This window comes from Mycobacterium marinum (genome assembly GCF_003391395.1).
In the GTDB taxonomy this organism is placed as follows: Bacteria; Actinomycetota; Actinomycetes; order Mycobacteriales; family Mycobacteriaceae; genus Mycobacterium; species Mycobacterium marinum.
In genome coordinates this window covers 3,271,148-3,289,287 of record NZ_CP024190.1, presented here as the reverse complement: position 1 = coordinate 3,289,287, position 18,140 = coordinate 3,271,148, and the positions used below count along the sequence as shown (strand labels likewise).

The following is an 18,140-nucleotide window of genomic DNA, read 5'->3' as shown; positions in this document are numbered from 1 at the left end:
CGCTCACAATGGGGCGCAAACTGCGGCCTGATTCTGGGTGCGGGGTTCCCGGTGCTGCTGTGGCGAGGGCTGGCAGTACCACCAACATCATCGCTGTCGGGGTGGCGAGCCACAGGGAAGCTTTGGAGGCTCTTCCGGATTTAGAGTGCATCGATCTGTCGGGTGAGGTTGCCGCAGTGCAGCAGTGAGCGGATTCGGTAGTGGGTCAGATTCCTGAATCCCAGGGTGTTGCGGCGCAGTGTCTCTAGTCGGCCGTTGATGGCTTCGGTGGGGCCGTTGGCGGCGTGGTGGTCGAAGTAGGCCAGCACGTCGGTGCGGCGGCGCCACAGGGTGCGGCCCAGTTGCGCCAGTTCCTCGAGCGCGGCTGGTACTGCGCGGCGTAGTGAGTCGATGATCGCGCTCATCATAGTCTTGCCGCGGCGCAGGTCGGGCTGGCTGTAGGCGGCAATGATGCGTTGGTAGACGCTCCAGGTCACCTGGGGACCGCCAGGTGGTCATCGATGGCGAACGCCGTGGTCAACCGGACTTGTTGGCGACTGCTGAGCAGCGGGAGTCGGGTGCGCAGGGTGCGGCGGACCCCGTAGAGCGGATCGCCGCTGCGGTCGCGATGTTCGCAGGTCTGCTGCTGGATACGTTGGCGGCATAGGTCCAATTTCGCGCCGGCCAAGGCCACGACGTGAAACGGGTCCATCACCGTGGTGGCCTCGGGCAGCTGCTCGGTGGCGGCGGTCTTGTAGCCGCCGAATCCGTCCATGGCCACCACCTCGACTCGGTCGCGGAAGTCCGTGGTCTGTGCGGCCAACCAGGTCTTCAGCTCTGCCGCAGAGCGACCGGGTACCAGGTCGAGAAGTCGTGGGCGGCCGGTGCCGTCCAGGACCGGGGTCAAGTCGATGATTACGGTGACGAACCCGTCGTCGCCGCGGCGACTGCGGGTGTGCGACCAGCGGTGCTCGTCGACGCCGGTGACCCGCACCCCATCCAAACGGGTGGTATTGGCGGACACGATCTGTTGGTTGGCATCCAAGGCGATGGTGTTGACGGTGTCCCAGGACAACCCCAGCTCTCGGGCCACCGCGGCGACGGTCATGCGGTCGATCATGAGCCGGCGCAGGATGTAGCGAACGCAGCGGCGGGTGGTCGACCAGCCTGGGTGTGCAAGCCGGGAGGTGTTGTGGGCGAACACCTCCCGATCACAACCGGTGGCCATGCAGCGATACCGCGGCACCCGGAGCCGCAGTCGCAAGGGATGCCCGACCACCGGCACATCGGTCACCTTGCGCACCACGCTGTCGCGGTAGACACCCGCGCTACCACAGCCCGGGCAGCCGCGCTGACCGTCGTCGAGCAGGTCGCAAGAACACCACCGTGGTATCACCGTCGACAGTCGCGTCGGTGATCGTGAGGCCCAACTCCACGGTCCGCACGATCGTGTCAGCAACAACGGCAGCAGCAGACGACGTAAGGTCAGACACAGGGTTCCCCGGCACGGTAGCCGTTAAGGCGTAGGAACCAGCATCATCTGCCGACCGGGGCCCGCCCCAGATCACCGTCACGACCCCAACGTCGCCCTCATCCCCAACTACGGCTGCACTCCATTTCCGGAAGAGCCGCTTTAGTGGTACTTCCGTAAGCAGGGCGCATGGATCAATTGGGCCAAGTTGCCGCAGTGCATCAGTCCACGCACTCGTTAGTGGGTCAGATTGCGGAGTTCCGAGGGCGTTGCGTCGTAGGGCTTCCAGGCGGCCGTTGATGGCCTCGGTGGGCCCGTTGGAGGCCTGGCGGTGCGCAGGGTATTGAGATCGCAGTCATCATGGTCCTGCCTCGGCGTCGGTCGGCGTGGGATTAGGCGGCGATCAGGCGCTGGTAGAAGCCCCAGCACAGTTCCACCGCGAGGTCGGCTTCGTCAGCGAACATAGCTTCCAGCCGGGATTTTGGCGATCGGTGAGCAGCGAGTAGCGGATTCGCAGAGTGCGTCGCACCCGGTAGAGCGGATCCCCGGTGCGGCCACGGTGCCCACAGGTCTGCTGCTGGATGCGTTGGCGACACAGGTCCAACCTCGCCCCGGCCAGGGCCACGACATGGAAGGGATCCATCGCCGGCGTGGCTGCGGGCAAGACCTCGGTGGCCGCGGTCTTGTAGCCACCGAATCCGTCCATCGCCGCCACCTCGACCTGATCACCGAAAAGAGGCGCTCTGCGCTGATAGTCAGGCCTGACTTAGGTCACCTTCGGCCGTCTTTTGAAACTGCGATTCGCTGACCTGCGAGTTCTGTGATCTTAGTGCCCTGTTTGGGGCACTAAGCGGGTAATTTCGGGCGGTGGCGTACGTGCGGAAGGTGCGCACGGCCTCGGGCGCGGTGGCGGTGCAGGTCGTGCGGAAACATCGAGGTCAGCAGACAATCCTGGCGCATGTGGGGTCGGCGCACACCGATGCCTAGCTGGGAATCTTACTTGAGCAGGCCCGCCGGATCGTGGCCGAGGATCAAGGCGTTCTCGATATCGAGGTGCACGCTCGGACCACCCAGTCCATCGATGGCGTCGCCGACTGGCGCTCGGGTACCTTGTCCTTGTCGCCAGGTGTGCCCCAGGGTGCTCCGGTGCCGGCCGGGCGTACCGCGGCCACACATTCGCGGTTGCTCTACGACGTGCTCGGCACGGTTTATGACTGGCTGGGCTTCGATGTGATCGAGGACTCGGTGTTCCGGGACTTGGTGATCGCCCGGATCGTCGAGCTCACCAGCAAGGCCGCCGCTGCCCGAGTACTCGCCGACCTCGGCGCAGACACTGTGTCCTATAGGACGATTCAACGGCATCTCGCCAAGGTCAACACCGGCAACTACCGGGAGCAGATCGCGGCCGAATGCTTCACACACGCCGCGGATCGGGGCGGTTTGAGCCTTCTGCTCTATGACGTCACCACCTTGTATTTCGAGGCCGAGAATGAGGACGACCTGCGCAAGATCGGGTGTTCTAAGGAGCGTCGCGTTGATCCGCAAATCGTTGTCGGGTTGTTGGTCGACCGCAGCGGATTCCCTGTGGAGATCGGGTGTTTCGAGGGAAACACCGCCGAGACGACCATGTTGATCCCGGTCGTTACCGCGTTCGCGGCCCGCCATGATCTCGGTGGCACGCCGATGGTGATCGCCGCTGATGCCGGCATGCTGTCGGCATCGAACCTGGCCGCGTTGGATGAGGCCGGGCTGGGGTTCATCGTCGGCTCGCGGATGACCAAAGCGCCCGGCGATCTGGAGTCGCATTTCCATGGGCATGGCGATGTTTTCACTGACGGTCAGATCATCGACACCGTCAGCCCTCGGCACGCCAACACCACCGTCAACGATCTGGCGAACTGCGCTGAGCCAATCTGGGATCCCGACGAACACACCAACGCCTGGCGGGCGATCTGGGCGTACTCGGCCAAACGGGACCGCCGCGACCAGAAGACGCTCTACGCCCAAGAATATCGTGCGCGGGCGGTGGTCAACGGTGACCGTGTCGCCAAATCTACTCGCTTCGTCAAGACCGCCGCCGGAGACCGCGTCCTCGACGGGGCCAGCCTGGCTCGCGCGCAATCGCTGGTCGGCCTCAAGGGTTATGTCACCAACGTCCCCACCACGGTCATGCCCGCGGGAGAAGTGATCGCCCACTACCACGAGTTGTGGCGGATCGAGCGTTCATTCCGGATGTCCAAGAGCGACCTTCGTGCCCGGCCGATATTCCACCGAACCTGCGACGCCATCAAAGCCCACCTCACGATCGTCGTCACCGCCCTGGCCGTGGCCCACAACATCCAGGAACGCACCGCCCTGGCCATCGCCAACGTCATCAACCAGCTGCGGCCCCTTCGCTCAGCGACCATCGCCACAACGGGACCACCGAGACATTCCCACCCGAGATCCCCGAGCCCCAGCGACAAATTCTGGCCAGCCTCAACATCCCCGACCCAGGGCACTAAGCAAAATGTCCTAACTCAGGTCAGGTCTTCAGGGCAGCCGCTTAGCGCCCCGCCACCAGATCAAGCAGCCGGGCAGGGCCGGTGCTGTCGAGCACCGGGGTCAAGTCGATGATCACGGTGCCGAACCCATCCCCGACGGCATGGCGGGTGTGCACCCAGCGGTGCTCATCGACACCGATGACCCACACCCCGTCCAGGTGCAGGCGGGTTGTGTCGGCGACCACGATCATCTGCGTGGCGTCGACGGCGATGGTGTTCACGGTGTCCCAGGACAACCCCAACCCGCGGCCGACCGCCGCTACCGTGGTCCGGTCGATCATCAACCGGCGCAGAATGTAGCGGGCACACCGACGGGTGGTCGACCAGCCGCGCCGGGCCAGACGATCGGTGTTGTGGGCGAACACTTCCCGCTGACAGGCGGCATTGGCACACCGATAGCGGCGGCACCCGCACCCGCAGTCGCAGTCGCAAGGGATGCAAAACCACCGGCACATCAGTAACCGTGCGGACCACGGTGTCGCGGTAACGGCCCTGGATACCACACCCCGGACAGCCACGCTGCCCATCATCGAGCAGCGTGCAAAACACACCGTGAGATCACCGTCGACAGCGGCATCAGTTGTCGTCACCTCCCACTCGACCGTCCGCACGATCGTGTCAGCAGCAGCACGTAACGTCAGACAGAGGGCTCCCCGGGCACGGCAGGCGGCAAAGGCGTAGGGACCTGCATCATCTGCCGCCCGGGCCCGCCTCAGCTCACGGACACGCCCCCATCAACCCGGGATTGGCCACCCTCACCTTCACCCCATTTCCGGATGAGCCCCCAAACCCCACCACTCTGAGGGACGCTTACCAGGCCATGACACTCGATACCCGCGCCATCGCGATTGATCCCGCCCGCATGAGCGGGCGCTGCAGTGGCGGTGGCGGGGAACTTAAAAAATTCATATGTGGTCCCAAGTTGTCGCCAGTTGAAGGTTTGCGCTGCGCATGTGTAAATTGGCCGTGCACGTTGCGGCGAAGTAGCTGCCTTAACAAGTCTGGACGCATAGCTTTCCAGCTTGCGTAGGTACCATTTCCCGCTTGCTATAGGTAATATCGGAGGTTCATCAGTGGGGCCACGGCAGGGCGGATTGCCTTTAACCCGCGGCCAGCTGGGCATCTGGCTTGACCTGCAGATCAACGGCACTGGGCCGCGATGGAACATCGCAAATTTTGTCGTGATCGATGGCCCGATAATTCCGCACATTCTCGAAACGGCCATACAGCAAGCGTTGCAGGAAAGCGATTCACTCAGAGCTGTTTTCTTCGAAAAAGACGGCGAAGTTTCTCAGCACATTGACCCCGGCGATGACGTTGAAATGCCGTTTTATGATCTCCGCTCATATGACGACCCTGTCCAAGAGGCCTACCGGCGTGCATTACTGAGCCGAAATCAGCCCATGGCACTCGACGAACGCTTGCACAGATACGCTCTATACCAGGTCAGTACCGACCAATTCTATTTCTATTCCTGTTTCCATCATCTCGTCAGTGACGGATTCGGCTTGATGGTCCACTGCAACCGGATCGCTATCATCTACTCAGCCCTGATCGCTGATGCTCCGGTTCCTCCGAGCTTCATCGGTTCCTTGCAGGACCTCATCGCCCTCGAGACCACCTACGAGAACTCGCCTGACTACGACAGCGATCACAACTATTGGGCAAATCATCTGCCCGCAAACGATGTCGATTATCGCTTCGTCAGCCCCCTAGACGACAACACCGAAAGCGACGGCGTTTCCGCGCCGGTGCAGCTGAATCCCGCGATCGTCACCGGGGTGCAGAAACTTTGCCGGGCGCTAGGAGTGCGCCGATCGGCGATATTAACCGCGGCGTGCGCGCTGCTGGTCGGAAAGTGGTGCGATCACCACTCTGAGGTTGTCATCGATTTCCCGGTGAGCCGCCGTGTCGAACCTGAGTCAATGACCTTCACCGGGTTGATGGTGGGCACTGTCCCGTTAACGTTGACCTCCACACCGGGATCCAGCATCGCCCAGTTCTGCAGACACACCCATGCCCGGATCGAAAAAGCGGTGCAACATCAGCGATTCCCCGTAGAAACCCTGCAAAACCAAGACCACAGGCGCATGCGCGCGCAAGCCAACGCCGGCCTGGCAGTCAATTTCATCCCCAGCACCGCGACCCACCCGTTCGGGCAAGCCCCGGCAACAGCCATCTGTATTGCCTTCGGCGGTGTCGCCGGTTTCGGAATCTACTTCCAAAACAACGGTCACGAACTACTGGTGAGTACCCAAGGAACCGGTGACCCCGCGTCAGACTTTGCGACTACCGAAGTCTTGGCACAACGCCTAGAACAAATCTTGACGGCGATGATCAACGGCACCGACCAGTCGGTCTCCGCAATCGATCTACTCACCGACACCGAACACACCCAACTGCGCACCTGGGGCAACCACCCCACCCTCACCGCTCCCGTGACCGCACCCGCGGTGTCGATTCCGGCCGCCTTCACCAGCGTGGTCGCCACCCACCCCCACGCCCCGGCCCTGACGTTTGAGGGCCGCACCTGGACCTACCAACAACTCGATGCGGCCAGCACCCAACTCGCCCACCACCTCACCACCACCTACGGGGCTCGAGCGGGTGCGGTCGTCGCGCTGCTGCTACCGCGTAGCGACCACGCCATCCTCGCCATCCTGGCCGTCCTCAAAACCGGGGCCGCCTACCTCCCCATCGACCCCCACCACCCCCCCACGCGTATCGCGTTCATGCTCACCGACACCACCCCCGCCGCCGTGTTGACCACCACCGAACTCGCCCAACACCTCCCCACCAGCACCAGCACCAGCACCAGCACCGCTGCCAGTGATGTTCCGGTGATCACTCTCGACACCCTCACCAACCTCGATGACCACCCCACCACAGCGCTGCCCCCGCCCGACCCCCATGACCTGGCGTATCTGATCTACACCTCCGGCACCACCGGAACCCCCAAAGGCGTGGCCATCACCCACCACAACGCCACCACCCTGACCACCCAACTCGATCTCGACATCCCCGCCGACGGGGTGTGGTCGCAATGCCACTCCTACGCCTTCGACTACTCCGTCTGGGAAATCTTGGGCGCCCTGCTCGGCGGCGGACGGGTCGTGGTCGTACCCGAACACATCGTGGCCTCACCCCACGACCTGCACCACCTCCTCATCGACGAGCAGGTCACCGTTCTCAGCCAAACCCCCGCTGCACTCCAGAACCTGCCACCAGAAGGACTGGAAAACACCACCCTCCTCACCGGAGGTGAGCCCTGTCCTGCTGACCTACTGAATCGCTGGGCACCAGGGCGGATCATGCTCAACGCCTACGGCCCCACCGAAACCACCGTGGCAGCCACCATCACCGCCCCTCTCCACGCCGGCCAGACGGTGGTGCCCATCGGCGCACCCGTGCCCGGGGCCGGGGTGTTTGTGCTCGATGGCTGGTTGCGTCCGGTGCCTCCGGGGACTGTGGGTGAGTTGTATGTGGCCGGTGCTGGGGTGGGTGTGGGGTATTGGCGTCGGGGTGGGTTGAGTGCGGCCCGGTTTGTGGCGTGTCCGTTCGGGGCGGCCGGGTCGCGGATGTATCGCACCGGTGATCTGGTGTGTTGGGGTCCTGATGGGCAACTGCAGTATTTGGGCCGCGCTGATGAGCAAGTCAAGATCCGTGGTTACCGCATCGAATGTGGAGAAGTCGCCGCTGCTCTGGCTGCACTCGATGGGGTGGAGCAGGCGGTGGTGATCGCCCGTACCGACGCCCCCGGCCAACCCCGCTTGGTCGCCTACTACACCACCACCACCACCGGTGGCGGTGGGATCGATACGGCGTGGCTGCGTGACCGGTTAAGTGAAGTCCTGCCGGCGTATATGGTTCCGGCCGCGTTCGTGGTGATCGACGCGTTGCCGTTGACGGTCAACGGCAAACTCGACCGCCGTGCCCTGCCCGCCCCCGACTACACCACCACCAGCGCGCAGGCTTATGTGGCGCCGCAGGGGCCGGTGGAAGAAGTGCTGGCCAGCCTCTATGCCCAGATCCTCGGTGTGGACGGGGTCAGCGCCGCCGACTCTTTCTTTGATCTGGGTGGGGATTCGCTCTCAGCGATGCGTTTGGTCGCCGCCGCCAACACCACCCTGCACACCGGTCTGCGGGTTGCTGATGTGTTCGATACCCCGACCATCACCGGGTTAGCACACCGTGTCGGGGCCGACCCGGTCGTTCAGCTGCCGTTGGTCGCCGGTGAGCGTCCGGCGTTGGTGCCGTTGTCGTTTGCCCAGTCCCGATTGTGGTTTCTTGAGCAGCTTCAAGGCCCGTCGGCGGTCTACAACATCCCGGTGGTCCTGGATCTGGACGGGCCGCTGGACACCGAGGCACTCGGGGCCGCACTCGACGATGTGATCACCCGCCACGAAACCCTGCGCACCCGCTTTCCCAGCATCGACGGCACCGGCTACCAAGACATCCTGCCCCCCGACCAGGCCGAAATCTTCTGGCAGGTGGTGGATGCCCAGGGTTGGACACCCCAACACCTGCGCACCGCTATCGACGAAGCCGCCAGCTACCGTTTCGATCTGGCCGCCGAGATCCCGATCCGCGCCACCGTCTTGCACACCGGGCCCGACCAGCACGTGCTGGTGTTGCTGATTCATCACATCGCCGCCGACGGCTGGTCGCTGGGCCCGCTCGCCCGTGATCTGGACACCGCCTACACCGCCCGCACCGCCGGGCACCCGCCGGTGTGGGTGCCGTTGCCGGTGCACTACGCCGACTACAGCCTGTGGCATCACCAACTCCTCGGCGACCCCCACGACCCGGCCAGTCTGTTGGCCACCGACCTGGCCTACTGGCGCCACACCCTGGCTGGACTCCCTGAACACTTGGCCCTGCCCACCGACCGCCCCTACCCCCGATCGCCGACTACCGCGGCGCCAGCCACCAATTCAGCTGGCCCCCCGAACTAACCACCGCGATCCACACCCTGGCCCACACCCACCACGTCTCGGTCTTCATGGTCATCCACGCCGCCCTGACCGTGGTCCTGGCCACCCTCGCCGACACCGACGATGTGGCGATCGGTGTCCCGATCGCCGCACGCACCCACCCCCACCTCGATGAGTTGATCGGGTTTTTCGTCAACACCCTGGTGCTACGCACCCACACCCACCCCGCAGACACTCCCACCGACCTGCTGGCCCACATCCGCGAGGACAGCCTGGCCGCGTTCGAACACCAACACGTGCCCTTCGAACTGCTGGTCGAACACCTGCAGCCCACCCGCTCCCGCACCCACCACCCCCTCATCCAGGTCATGCTCGCCTTCCAAAACCACCCCTGGACCCAACACGACACCACCGGCGCCGAAATGCGCCTGGGTGAGGCCCGGATCAGTCCCTACCCGGTCAGCACCCACACCGCCCGCATGGACCTGGTCATCTCCCTGGGCGAACACGCCACCAGCCCCGACACAGCGCCGGCCCTGACCGGCACCATCGAATACCGCACCGACGTCTATGACCCCACCACCATCAACACCCTGGCCACCCGCCTGCACCACACCCTGCACGCCTTCACCACCCACCCCGATCAGCCCCTGCACCACCTCGACCTACTCACCGACACCGAACACACCCAACTACGCACCTGGGGCAACCACCCCACCCTGCACACTCCCGCCACCACGGCGGCGATCTCGATCCCGGCCGCCTTCGCCAGCGTGGTGGTCGCTCACCCCCACGCCCCGGCCCTGACGTTTGAGGGCCGCACCTGGACCTACCACGACCTCGATACGGCCAGCACCCAACTCGCCCACCACCTCACCACCACCTACGGGGCTCGAGCGGGTGCGGTCGTCGCGCTGCTGCTACCGCGTAGCGACCACGCCATCCTGGCGATCCTGGCCGTCCTCAAAACCGGGGCCGCCTACCTCCCCATCGACCCCCACCACCCCCCCACGCGTATCGCGTTCATGCTCACCGACACCACCCCCGCCGCCGTGTTGACCACCACCGAACTCGCCCAACACCTCCCCACCAGCACCAGCACCAGCACCAGCACCGCTGCCAGTGGTGTTCCGGTGATCACTCTCGACACCCTCACCGTCGATGACCACCCCACCACCCCGCTACCCCCGCCCGACCCCCATGACCTGGCGTATCTGATCTACACCTCCGGCACCACCGGAACCCCCAAAGGCGTAGCCATCACCCACCACAACGCCACCACCCTGACCACCACCCTGACCCCGCAACTGGGACCCACCACCAACCAGGTCTGGTCACAATGCCACTCCTACGCCTTCGACTACTCCGTCTGGGAAATCTTGGGCGCCCTCCTCGGCGGCGGACGAGTCGTGGTCGTACCCGAACACATCGTCACCTCGCCCGAAGACCTCCACCACCTCCTGGCCACCGAACACGTCAGCGTGCTCAGCCAAACCCCCTCAGCATTGGCGATGTTAGCGCCGACGACTTTGGATGTAGAGACGGTGATCGTCGCAGCCGAGGCCTGCCCAGCAAAGCTGGTCGATCAGTGGGCGCCGGGACGCGCCCTGCTCAACGCCTACGGCCCCACCGAAACCACCATCTACGCCACCACCAGCAACCCCCTACAACCCGACACCAACCCAGTACCCATCGGCGCCCCGGTACCCGGGGCCGCACTGTTTGTCCTCGACAGTTCGCTGCGCCCGGTCCCACCCGGGACTGTGGGTGAGTTGTATGTGGCCGGTGCTGGGGTGGGTGTGGGGTATTGGCGTCGGGGTGGGTTGAGTGCGGCCCGGTTTGTGGCGTGTCCGTTCGGGGCGGCCGGGTCGCGGATGTATCGCACCGGTGATCTGGTGTGTTGGGGTCCTGATGGGCAACTGCAGTATTTGGGCCGCGCTGATGAGCAAGTCAAGATCCGTGGTTACCGCATCGAATGTGGAGAAGTCGCCGCTGCTCTGGCTGCACTCGATGGGGTGGAGCAGGCGGTGGTGATCGCCCGTACCGACGCCCCCGGCCAACCCCGCTTGGTCGCCTACTACACCACCACCACCACCGGTGGCGGTGGGATCGATACGGCGTGGCTGCGTGACCGGTTAAGTGAAGTCCTGCCGGCGTATATGGTTCCGGCCGCGTTCGTGGTGATCGACGCGTTGCCGTTGACGGTCAACGGCAAACTCGACCGCCGTGCCCTGCCCGCCCCCGACTACACCACCACCAGCGCGCAGGCTTATGTGGCGCCGCAGGGGCCGGTGGAAGAAGTGCTGGCCAGCCTCTATGCCCAGATCCTCGGTGTGGACGGGGTCAGCGCCGCCGACTCTTTCTTTGATCTGGGTGGGGATTCGCTCTCAGCGATGCGTTTGGTCGCCGCCGCCAACACCACCCTGCACACCGGTCTGCGGGTTGCTGATGTGTTCGATACCCCGACCATCACCGGGTTAGCACACCGTGTCGGGGCCGACCCGGTCGCTCAGCTGCCGTTGGTCGCCGGTGAGCGTCCGGCGTTGGTGCCGTTGTCGTTTGCCCAGTCCCGATTGTGGTTTCTTGAGCAGCTTCAAGGCCCGTCGGCGGTCTACAACATCCCGGTGGTCCTGGATCTGGACGGGCCGCTGGACACCGAGGCACTCGGGGCCGCACTCGACGATGTGATCACCCGCCACGAAACCCTGCGCACCCGCTTTCCCAGCATCGACGGCACCGGCTACCAAGACATCCTGCCCCCCGACCAGGCCGAAATCTTCTGGCAGGTGGTGGATGCCCAGGGTTGGACACCCCAACACCTGCGCACCGCTATCGACGAAGCCGCCAGCTACCGTTTCGATCTGGCCGCCGAGATCCCGATCCGCGCCACCGTCTTGCACACCGGGCCCGACCAGCACGTGCTGGTGTTGCTGATTCATCACATCGCCGCCGACGGCTGGTCGCTGGGCCCGCTCGCCCGTGATCTGGACACCGCCTACACCGCCCGCACCGCCGGGCACCCGCCGGTGTGGGTGCCGTTGCCGGTGCACTACGCCGACTACAGCCTGTGGCATCACCAACTCCTCGGCGACCCCCACGACCCGGCCAGTCTGTTGGCCACCGACCTGGCCTACTGGCGCCACACCCTGGCTGGACTCCCTGAACACTTGGCCCTGCCCACCGACCGCCCCTACCCCCCGATCGCCGACTACCGCGGCGCCAGCCACCAATTCAGCTGGCCCCCCGAACTAACCACCGCGATCCACACCCTGGCCCACACCCACCACGTCTCGGTCTTCATGGTCATCCACGCCGCCCTGACCGTGGTCCTGGCCACCCTCGCCGACACCGACGATGTGGCCATCGGTGTCCCGATCGCCGCACGCACCCACCCCCACCTCGATGAGTTGATCGGGTTTTTCGTCAACACCCTGGTGCTACGCACCCACACCCACGGCCACCACACTCCCACCGACCTGCTGGCCCACATCCGCGAGGACAGCCTGGCCGCGTTCGAACACCAACACGTGCCCTTCGAACTGCTGGTCGAACACCTCAACCCCACCCGCTCCCGCACCCACCACCCCCTCATCCAGGTCATGCTCGCCTTCCAAAACCACCCCTGGACCCAACACGACACCCCTCTGGCCCTGGGTGAGGCCCGGATCAGTCCCTACCCGGTCAGCACCCACACCGCCCGCATGGACCTGGTCATCTCCCTGGGCGAACACGCCACCAGCCCCGACACAGCGCCGGCCCTGACCGGCACCATCGAATACCGCACCGACGTCTATGACCCCACCACCATCAACACCCTGGCCACCCGCCTGCACCACACCCTGCACGCCTTCACCACCCACCCCGATCAGCCCCTGCACCACCTCGACCTCCTCACCGACACCGAACACACCCAACTACGCACCTGGGGCAACCACCCCACCCTGCACACTCCCGCCACCACGGCGGCGATCTCGATCCCGGCCGCCTTCGCCAGCGTGGTGGTCGCTCACCCCCACGCCCCGGCCCTGACGTTCGAGGACCGCACCTGGACCTACCACGACCTCGATACCGCCAGCACCCAACTCGCCCACCACCTCACCACCACCTACGGGGCTCGAGCGGGTGCGGTCGTCGCGCTGCTGCTACCGCGTAGCGACCACGCCATCCTGGCGATCCTGGCCGTCCTCAAAACCGGGGCCGCCTACCTCCCCATCGACCCCCACCACCCCCCCACGCGTATCGCGTTCATGCTCACCGACACCACCCCCGCCGCCGTGTTGACCACCACCGAACTCGCCCAACACCTCCCCACCAGCACCAGCACCAGCACCGCTGCCAGTGGTGTTCCGGTGATCACTCTCGACACCCTCACCACCTCGATGACCACCCCACCACCCCGCTACCCCCGCCCGACCCCCATGACCTGGCGTATCTGATCTACACCTCCGGCACCACCGGAACCCCCAAAGGCGTAGCCATCACCCACCACAACGCCACCACCCTGACCACCCAACTCGATCTCGACATCCCCGCCGACGGGTGTGGTCGCAATGGCACTCCTACGCCTTCGACGTCTCCGTCTGGGAAATCTTCGGAGCCCTGCTGCGCGGAGCCCGCCTGGTCGTCATCCCCGAGGACGTCATCACCTCACCCCACGACCTGCACCACCTCCTGGCCACCGAACACGTCAGCGTGCTCAGTCACACCCCTTCCGCACTCGCCCAGCTCTCACCACAAACCCTCGATACCGCCACGGTGATCGTCGCAGCCGAGGCCTGCCCAGCAAAGCTGGTCGATCAGTGGGCGCCGGGACGCGCCCTGCTCAACGCCTACGGCCCCACCGAAACCACCATCTACGCCACCACCAGCAACCCCCTGCACGCCGGCGAGACCGTGGTGCCCATCGGCGCCCCGGTACCCGGGGCCGCACTGTTTGTCCTCGACAGTTGGCTGCGCCCGGTGCCTCCCGGGACCGTGGGTGAGTTGTATGTTGCCGGTGCTGGGGTGGGTGTGGGGTATTGGCGTCGGGGTGGGTTGAGTGCGGCCCGGTTTGTGGCGTGTCCGTTCGGGGCGGGCGGGTCGCGGATGTATCGCACCGGTGATCTGGTGTGTTGGGGCCCCGACGGGCAACTGCAGTATTTGGGCCGCGCTGATGAACAAGTCAAAATCCGTGGCTACCGCATCGAATGCGGCGAAGTCACCGCCGCCCTGGCCGCCCTCGACGGGGTAGAGCACGCGGTGGTGATCGCCCGCGAAGACACCGGCCAACCCCGCTTGGTGGCCTACTACACCACCACCAGCGGGACCGGGCTCGACACCACCGACATCCGCGCCTCGCTGGGCCAGGTGTTGCCGGCGTATATGGTTCCGGCCGCCTTCATCGAGATCGACGAACTACCACTAACGGTCAACGGCAAACTCGACCGCCGTGCCCTGCCCGCCCCCGACTACACCACCACCAGCGCGCAGGCTTATGTGGCGCCGCAGGGGCCGGTGGAAGAAGTGCTGGCCAGCCTCTATGCCCAGATCCTCGGTGTGGACGGGGTCAGCGCCGCCGACTCGTTCTTCGAGCTCGGCGGAGATTCCCTGTCGGCGATGCGTTTGATCGCCGCCGCCAACACCACCCTGCACACCGACCTCCACGTCGCCGACATCTTCGACACCCCCACCATCACCACCCTCGCCCACCGAATCGACACCCAAGCCCAACCCGCCACCATCCCCCCCATCCAAACCCTGCGCACCGGCACCGGCACACCCCTGTTCTGCATCCACGCCACCAGCGGCATCAGCTGGCCCTACCAAACCCTCGCCACCCACCTCACCAACCCCCTCATCGGCATCAACCAAACCCTCAACGCCGACGAAACCCCACCCCACACCCTCCAAGCCATGGCCCACAACTACGCCACCCGCATCCAAAACACCCACCCCACCGGCCCCTACTACCTCCTCGGCTGGTCCTTCGGCGGCGTCCTCGCCCACCAAATCGCCATCGAACTACACCACCGCGGCCACACCGACACCCGACTCATCCTGCTCGACTCACTACCCACCCTCGACACCAACACCAACCCAACAACCACCCCCCGCAACGACCACCAAACCCTGCAAACACTGCTCGGCCACCACCACACCACCATCCCCGACGACCAGCTACACCACCTCACCACCAACCACAACAACAACATCACCCTCTACCAACACCACCAACCCCACACCTACACCGGCCCCACCCTGCTCATCGCCGCCGAACACACCCCACCCCCCAACCACCCCCCCTACGAAAGCACCCACACCAAAGCCGCATACCTCCTCCACGCCTGGCAACCACACCTCACCGGCCCCACCACAACCCACTCAACCAACAGCACACACCACCAACTCCTCCACCCCAACCACACCCCCACCTACACCAACCACCTCAAAAACTTCCTCCAATGACACACAAGTCATCCAAAGAAGACATCTGCGAAACGGCCTGTGCGCGTCTTACCGGATCCTAGGGTTCGGCTCAACCATCTATAGCGACAACGTGTTTCGTGATGGCGCGGATCATTGGGCCCAACACCATGATCGACACCGAACGAGTGCTCACCGAGATCAGGGTCCGGCCGATCTCCTATGCCACCGTCAAGCGGCGGATGCCGATCTAGGTCCAACGCCCTGACTTAGGTCACCTTCGGCCGTCTTCTGAAACTGAAGCGCCCCTGGTTCTTTGCCGCTCTCATATGCGTTGCGGCTCTTGGTTGAGGGCCGCGTAGTGGTCGGGTCTGCTGCATGAATAGGTGACATCTGATGTGTCTAGTCCTGCGGGGCTGGGCTGGAAGGATGTCACTGTGTCTAAGCCGTACCCTCAGGAGTTCCGCGACGACGTTGTCCGGGTCGCCCGCAACCGTGATCCCGAGGTTCCGTTGGAGCAGATTGCCTCGGATTTCGGGATCCACTACACGACGCTGTACGGGTGGCTGAAGAAGGCCGATGTCGACGACGGTAAGCGGGCCGGGACGACCACCAGCGAATCAGCCGAACTGCGGGAAGCGCGTAAGCGAATTCGTTTGCTAGAGCAGGAAAATGAAGTGCTGCGCCGGGCGGCGGCCTATCTCTCGCAGGCGCATCTTCCGGGAAAATGATCTACCCGCTCGTCCGTGAGTTGGCCGCCGACGGTATCCCCGTCACGGTGACGTGCCGGGTCCTCAACATCGCTCGCGCGCCCTACTACCGCTGGCTCGACCAACCCGTGACCGACACCGAGTGGAACCGGGCGCATCTGGCCAACGCCCTGTTCGACGCCCACCGCGACGACCCGGAATTCGGCTACCGGTTTCTGGCCGATGAAGCCAAGGCCGCCGGGTTCTGTGTAGCGGAGCGCACGGTGTGGCGGATCTGCAGCGCCAACGGCTGGTTCAGCGTCTTCGGCAAGAAGAAACGCGGGAAGAAGGCCAAAGTGGGGGCTCCGACGCATGACGATCTCGTGCGCCGGGACTTCACCGCCGCGGGCCCCAACCAGCTGTGGCTGTCCGACATCACCGAGCACCCGACCCGGGAAGGCAAGCTCTACCTGTGCGCGATCAAGGACGTGTGGTCCAACCGCATCGTCGGCTATTCGATGGCTGAGCGGATGGAATCCTCCATCGCTGTTGCCGCACTCGATTCCGCGGTTGCTCGCCGCGCCGCGAAGGTGGCCGGCTGTGTGCTACACAGCGACCGCGGTAGTCAATTTCGGTCAAGGAAGTTGCAGCAGAGCCTGTTTCGTCACCGCATGCTTGCCTCGATGGGCCAAGTAGGCTCGGCCGGCGACAACGCCGCCATGGAGTCCTTCTTCTCGCTGCTGCAGAAAAACGTCCTGAACCGCCGAACCTGGGACACCCGCGAACAGCTGAGGATCGCGATCATCACCTGGATCGAACGCACCTACCATCGTCGTCGCCGTCAGACAGCACTCGGCCGATTGACGCCCATCGAATTCGAGACCATCATGACCCAGACCGCCGAACAGGCGGCCTAACCGCTGTCACCTATCTGTGCAGCAGACCCGTCTGCTTCGTATTGGACGGGCGAGACGTAGTTGAGGCTACTGTGCAGGCGTCTGTTGTTGTACTAATCGACCCAGCCGGCGGTGGCGTACTCGACCTCGGCGATGATCCTGTAGGGCCCATCGTGGAAGACGGTGGTGCAGATGCATTCGGTCTTGTAGAGGCCGATCACGCACTCCATCAGGGCGTTGTCGTAGGCGTCACCGACCGACCCGATCGGCGGGCGAACTGGCCGGACCCCGTGAACTGGTCCGCGGCGAACGAGAGTCATTCATCGGTGGGTACAGGCGGCAGCATAGCGGGCAGGCGGTAGGTAGCCCAGCGATGAATGCCGCCGATGATGGTTGTACTCGTGCTTCCAGTCGCCGATGACGACACGGGCCTGGGCCAGCGACCAGAAGCTATTGATGTTGAGGCACTCGTCGCGGATGCGGGAGTTGAACGACTCGACATAGCCGTTGCGCCACGGCTCGCCGGGCGGGATGAAGTGGAGTCCGACCTGGCCCTCGGCCCAGTCTGCCATTGCGCTGCAAGCCAATTCGGGTCCGTTGTCACACCGCAGCACCGCGGGTAAGGCCCCGCGCCCGGCGGCTATGCGGCCCAACTCCTCGGTGAGGTGATCACCGGTGATGCTGCGCTCGACCATACCGCCGAGGCATTCGCGGGTGTGCTCGTCGATGATCGACACGATCTTGATCGGCCGCCCATCGGTGGTCACGTCGAACTGGAAGTCCACCGCCCACACCCGATCGGGTGCATCGGCGACTACCTCTGGCGGGGCGGTGGAGGTGCCGTGCCGTTTGCGCTTGCGGCGCTGCGGGACCCGCAGTCCTTCCTCACGCCAAAGCCGTTGCACCTTCTTATGGTTCACTTCCCAGCCTTCGCCGCGGGCATCGTGGTAGGCCGGTCGGAACCCGCGACGAGGATGCTTGTTGGCGTAGTCGCGTAGCCACTCCCTCAGAGCGGCGTCCGGATCGGCCGGCGTGCCCGCAACCGGTTCGTGGCGTTGGGTGGCGCGGTGCTGCCCGGTGACGCGGCAGGCAAACCGCTCGCTGACCGCCAGCACGCGCTGGAGATGACGAACAGCCGCCCGCCGGCGCTCCGGGCTTAGAAGTTTCCAGTGATGATGGTTTCTGGACGCTGGCTCCGAGGTTGTGACCCCGAAATTTCCTGGCTG

4 protein-coding genes and 7 pseudogenes are annotated in these 18,140 nt (G+C 64.7%); 6 read left to right on the top strand and 5 right to left on the bottom strand.

The window, feature by feature from the left end; all coding sequences use genetic code 11:
• Window positions 1–140: 140 nt before the first annotated feature.
• Both CCUG20998_RS13765 and CCUG20998_RS28475 read right to left on the bottom strand, forming a co-directional pair.
• Window positions 141–1,427, bottom strand: a pseudogene (locus CCUG20998_RS13765) (ISL3 family transposase).
• 260 nt (window positions 1,428–1,687) lie between these two features.
• Window positions 1,688–2,168: pseudogene (locus CCUG20998_RS28475) on the bottom strand (hypothetical protein); the annotation flags it as partial.
• Window positions 2,169–2,317: 149 nt separating this feature from the next.
• Here CCUG20998_RS28475 and CCUG20998_RS13755 point away from each other — a divergent pair.
• Window positions 2,318–3,954 (top strand): annotated as a pseudogene (locus tag CCUG20998_RS13755) (IS1634 family transposase).
• 41 nt (window positions 3,955–3,995) lie between these two features.
• Here the strand turns inward: CCUG20998_RS13755 and CCUG20998_RS28120 are convergent.
• Complete coding sequence (locus CCUG20998_RS28120; RefSeq protein WP_051173363.1) at window positions 3,996–4,358, bottom strand: ISL3 family transposase; 363 nt, start codon at window positions 4,356–4,358, stop codon at window positions 3,996–3,998.
• Window positions 4,359–5,066: 708 nt separating this feature from the next.
• Here CCUG20998_RS28120 and CCUG20998_RS28470 point away from each other — a divergent pair.
• The 5 genes and pseudogenes from CCUG20998_RS28470 (at window position 5,067) to CCUG20998_RS13740 (ending at window position 16,935) form a co-directional block, all read left to right on the top strand.
• On the top strand, window positions 5,067–8,948 hold the full coding sequence (locus CCUG20998_RS28470) for a non-ribosomal peptide synthetase (RefSeq protein WP_265339031.1): 3,882 nt from the start codon (window positions 5,067–5,069) through the stop codon (window positions 8,946–8,948).
• Window positions 8,897–13,386: pseudogene (locus tag CCUG20998_RS28465) on the top strand (amino acid adenylation domain-containing protein); the annotation flags it as partial. The gene CCUG20998_RS28470 and the pseudogene CCUG20998_RS28465, both read left to right, overlap by 52 nt.
• A gap of 80 nt (window positions 13,387–13,466) precedes the next feature.
• Window positions 13,467–15,371, top strand: coding sequence for an AMP-binding protein (locus CCUG20998_RS29445; protein ID WP_479687393.1), 1,905 nt, complete (start codon window positions 13,467–13,469; stop codon window positions 15,369–15,371).
• Window positions 15,316–15,580: pseudogene (locus CCUG20998_RS28455) on the top strand (hypothetical protein); the annotation flags it as partial. The gene CCUG20998_RS29445 and the pseudogene CCUG20998_RS28455, both read left to right, overlap by 56 nt.
• Window positions 15,581–15,766: 186 nt before the next feature.
• Window positions 15,767–16,935, top strand: a protein-coding gene (locus CCUG20998_RS13740) for an IS3 family transposase (protein ID WP_116269108.1) whose coding sequence is annotated in 2 segments (ribosomal slippage) — window positions 15,767–16,051 and window positions 16,054–16,935 — 1,167 coding nt in all. Because the reading frame shifts where the segments join, the coding sequence is not laid out codon by codon here.
• Here the strand turns inward: CCUG20998_RS13740 and CCUG20998_RS13735 are convergent.
• A pseudogene (locus CCUG20998_RS13735) lies at window positions 16,932–17,192 on the bottom strand (integrase core domain-containing protein); the annotation flags it as partial. The gene CCUG20998_RS13740 and the pseudogene CCUG20998_RS13735 sit on opposite strands and share 4 nt — an antisense overlap.
• A gap of 42 nt (window positions 17,193–17,234) precedes the next feature.
• Window positions 17,235–18,080: pseudogene (locus CCUG20998_RS13730) on the bottom strand (IS3-like element ISMyma1 family transposase); the annotation flags it as partial.
• Between the last annotated feature and the right edge of the window lie 60 nt (window positions 18,081–18,140).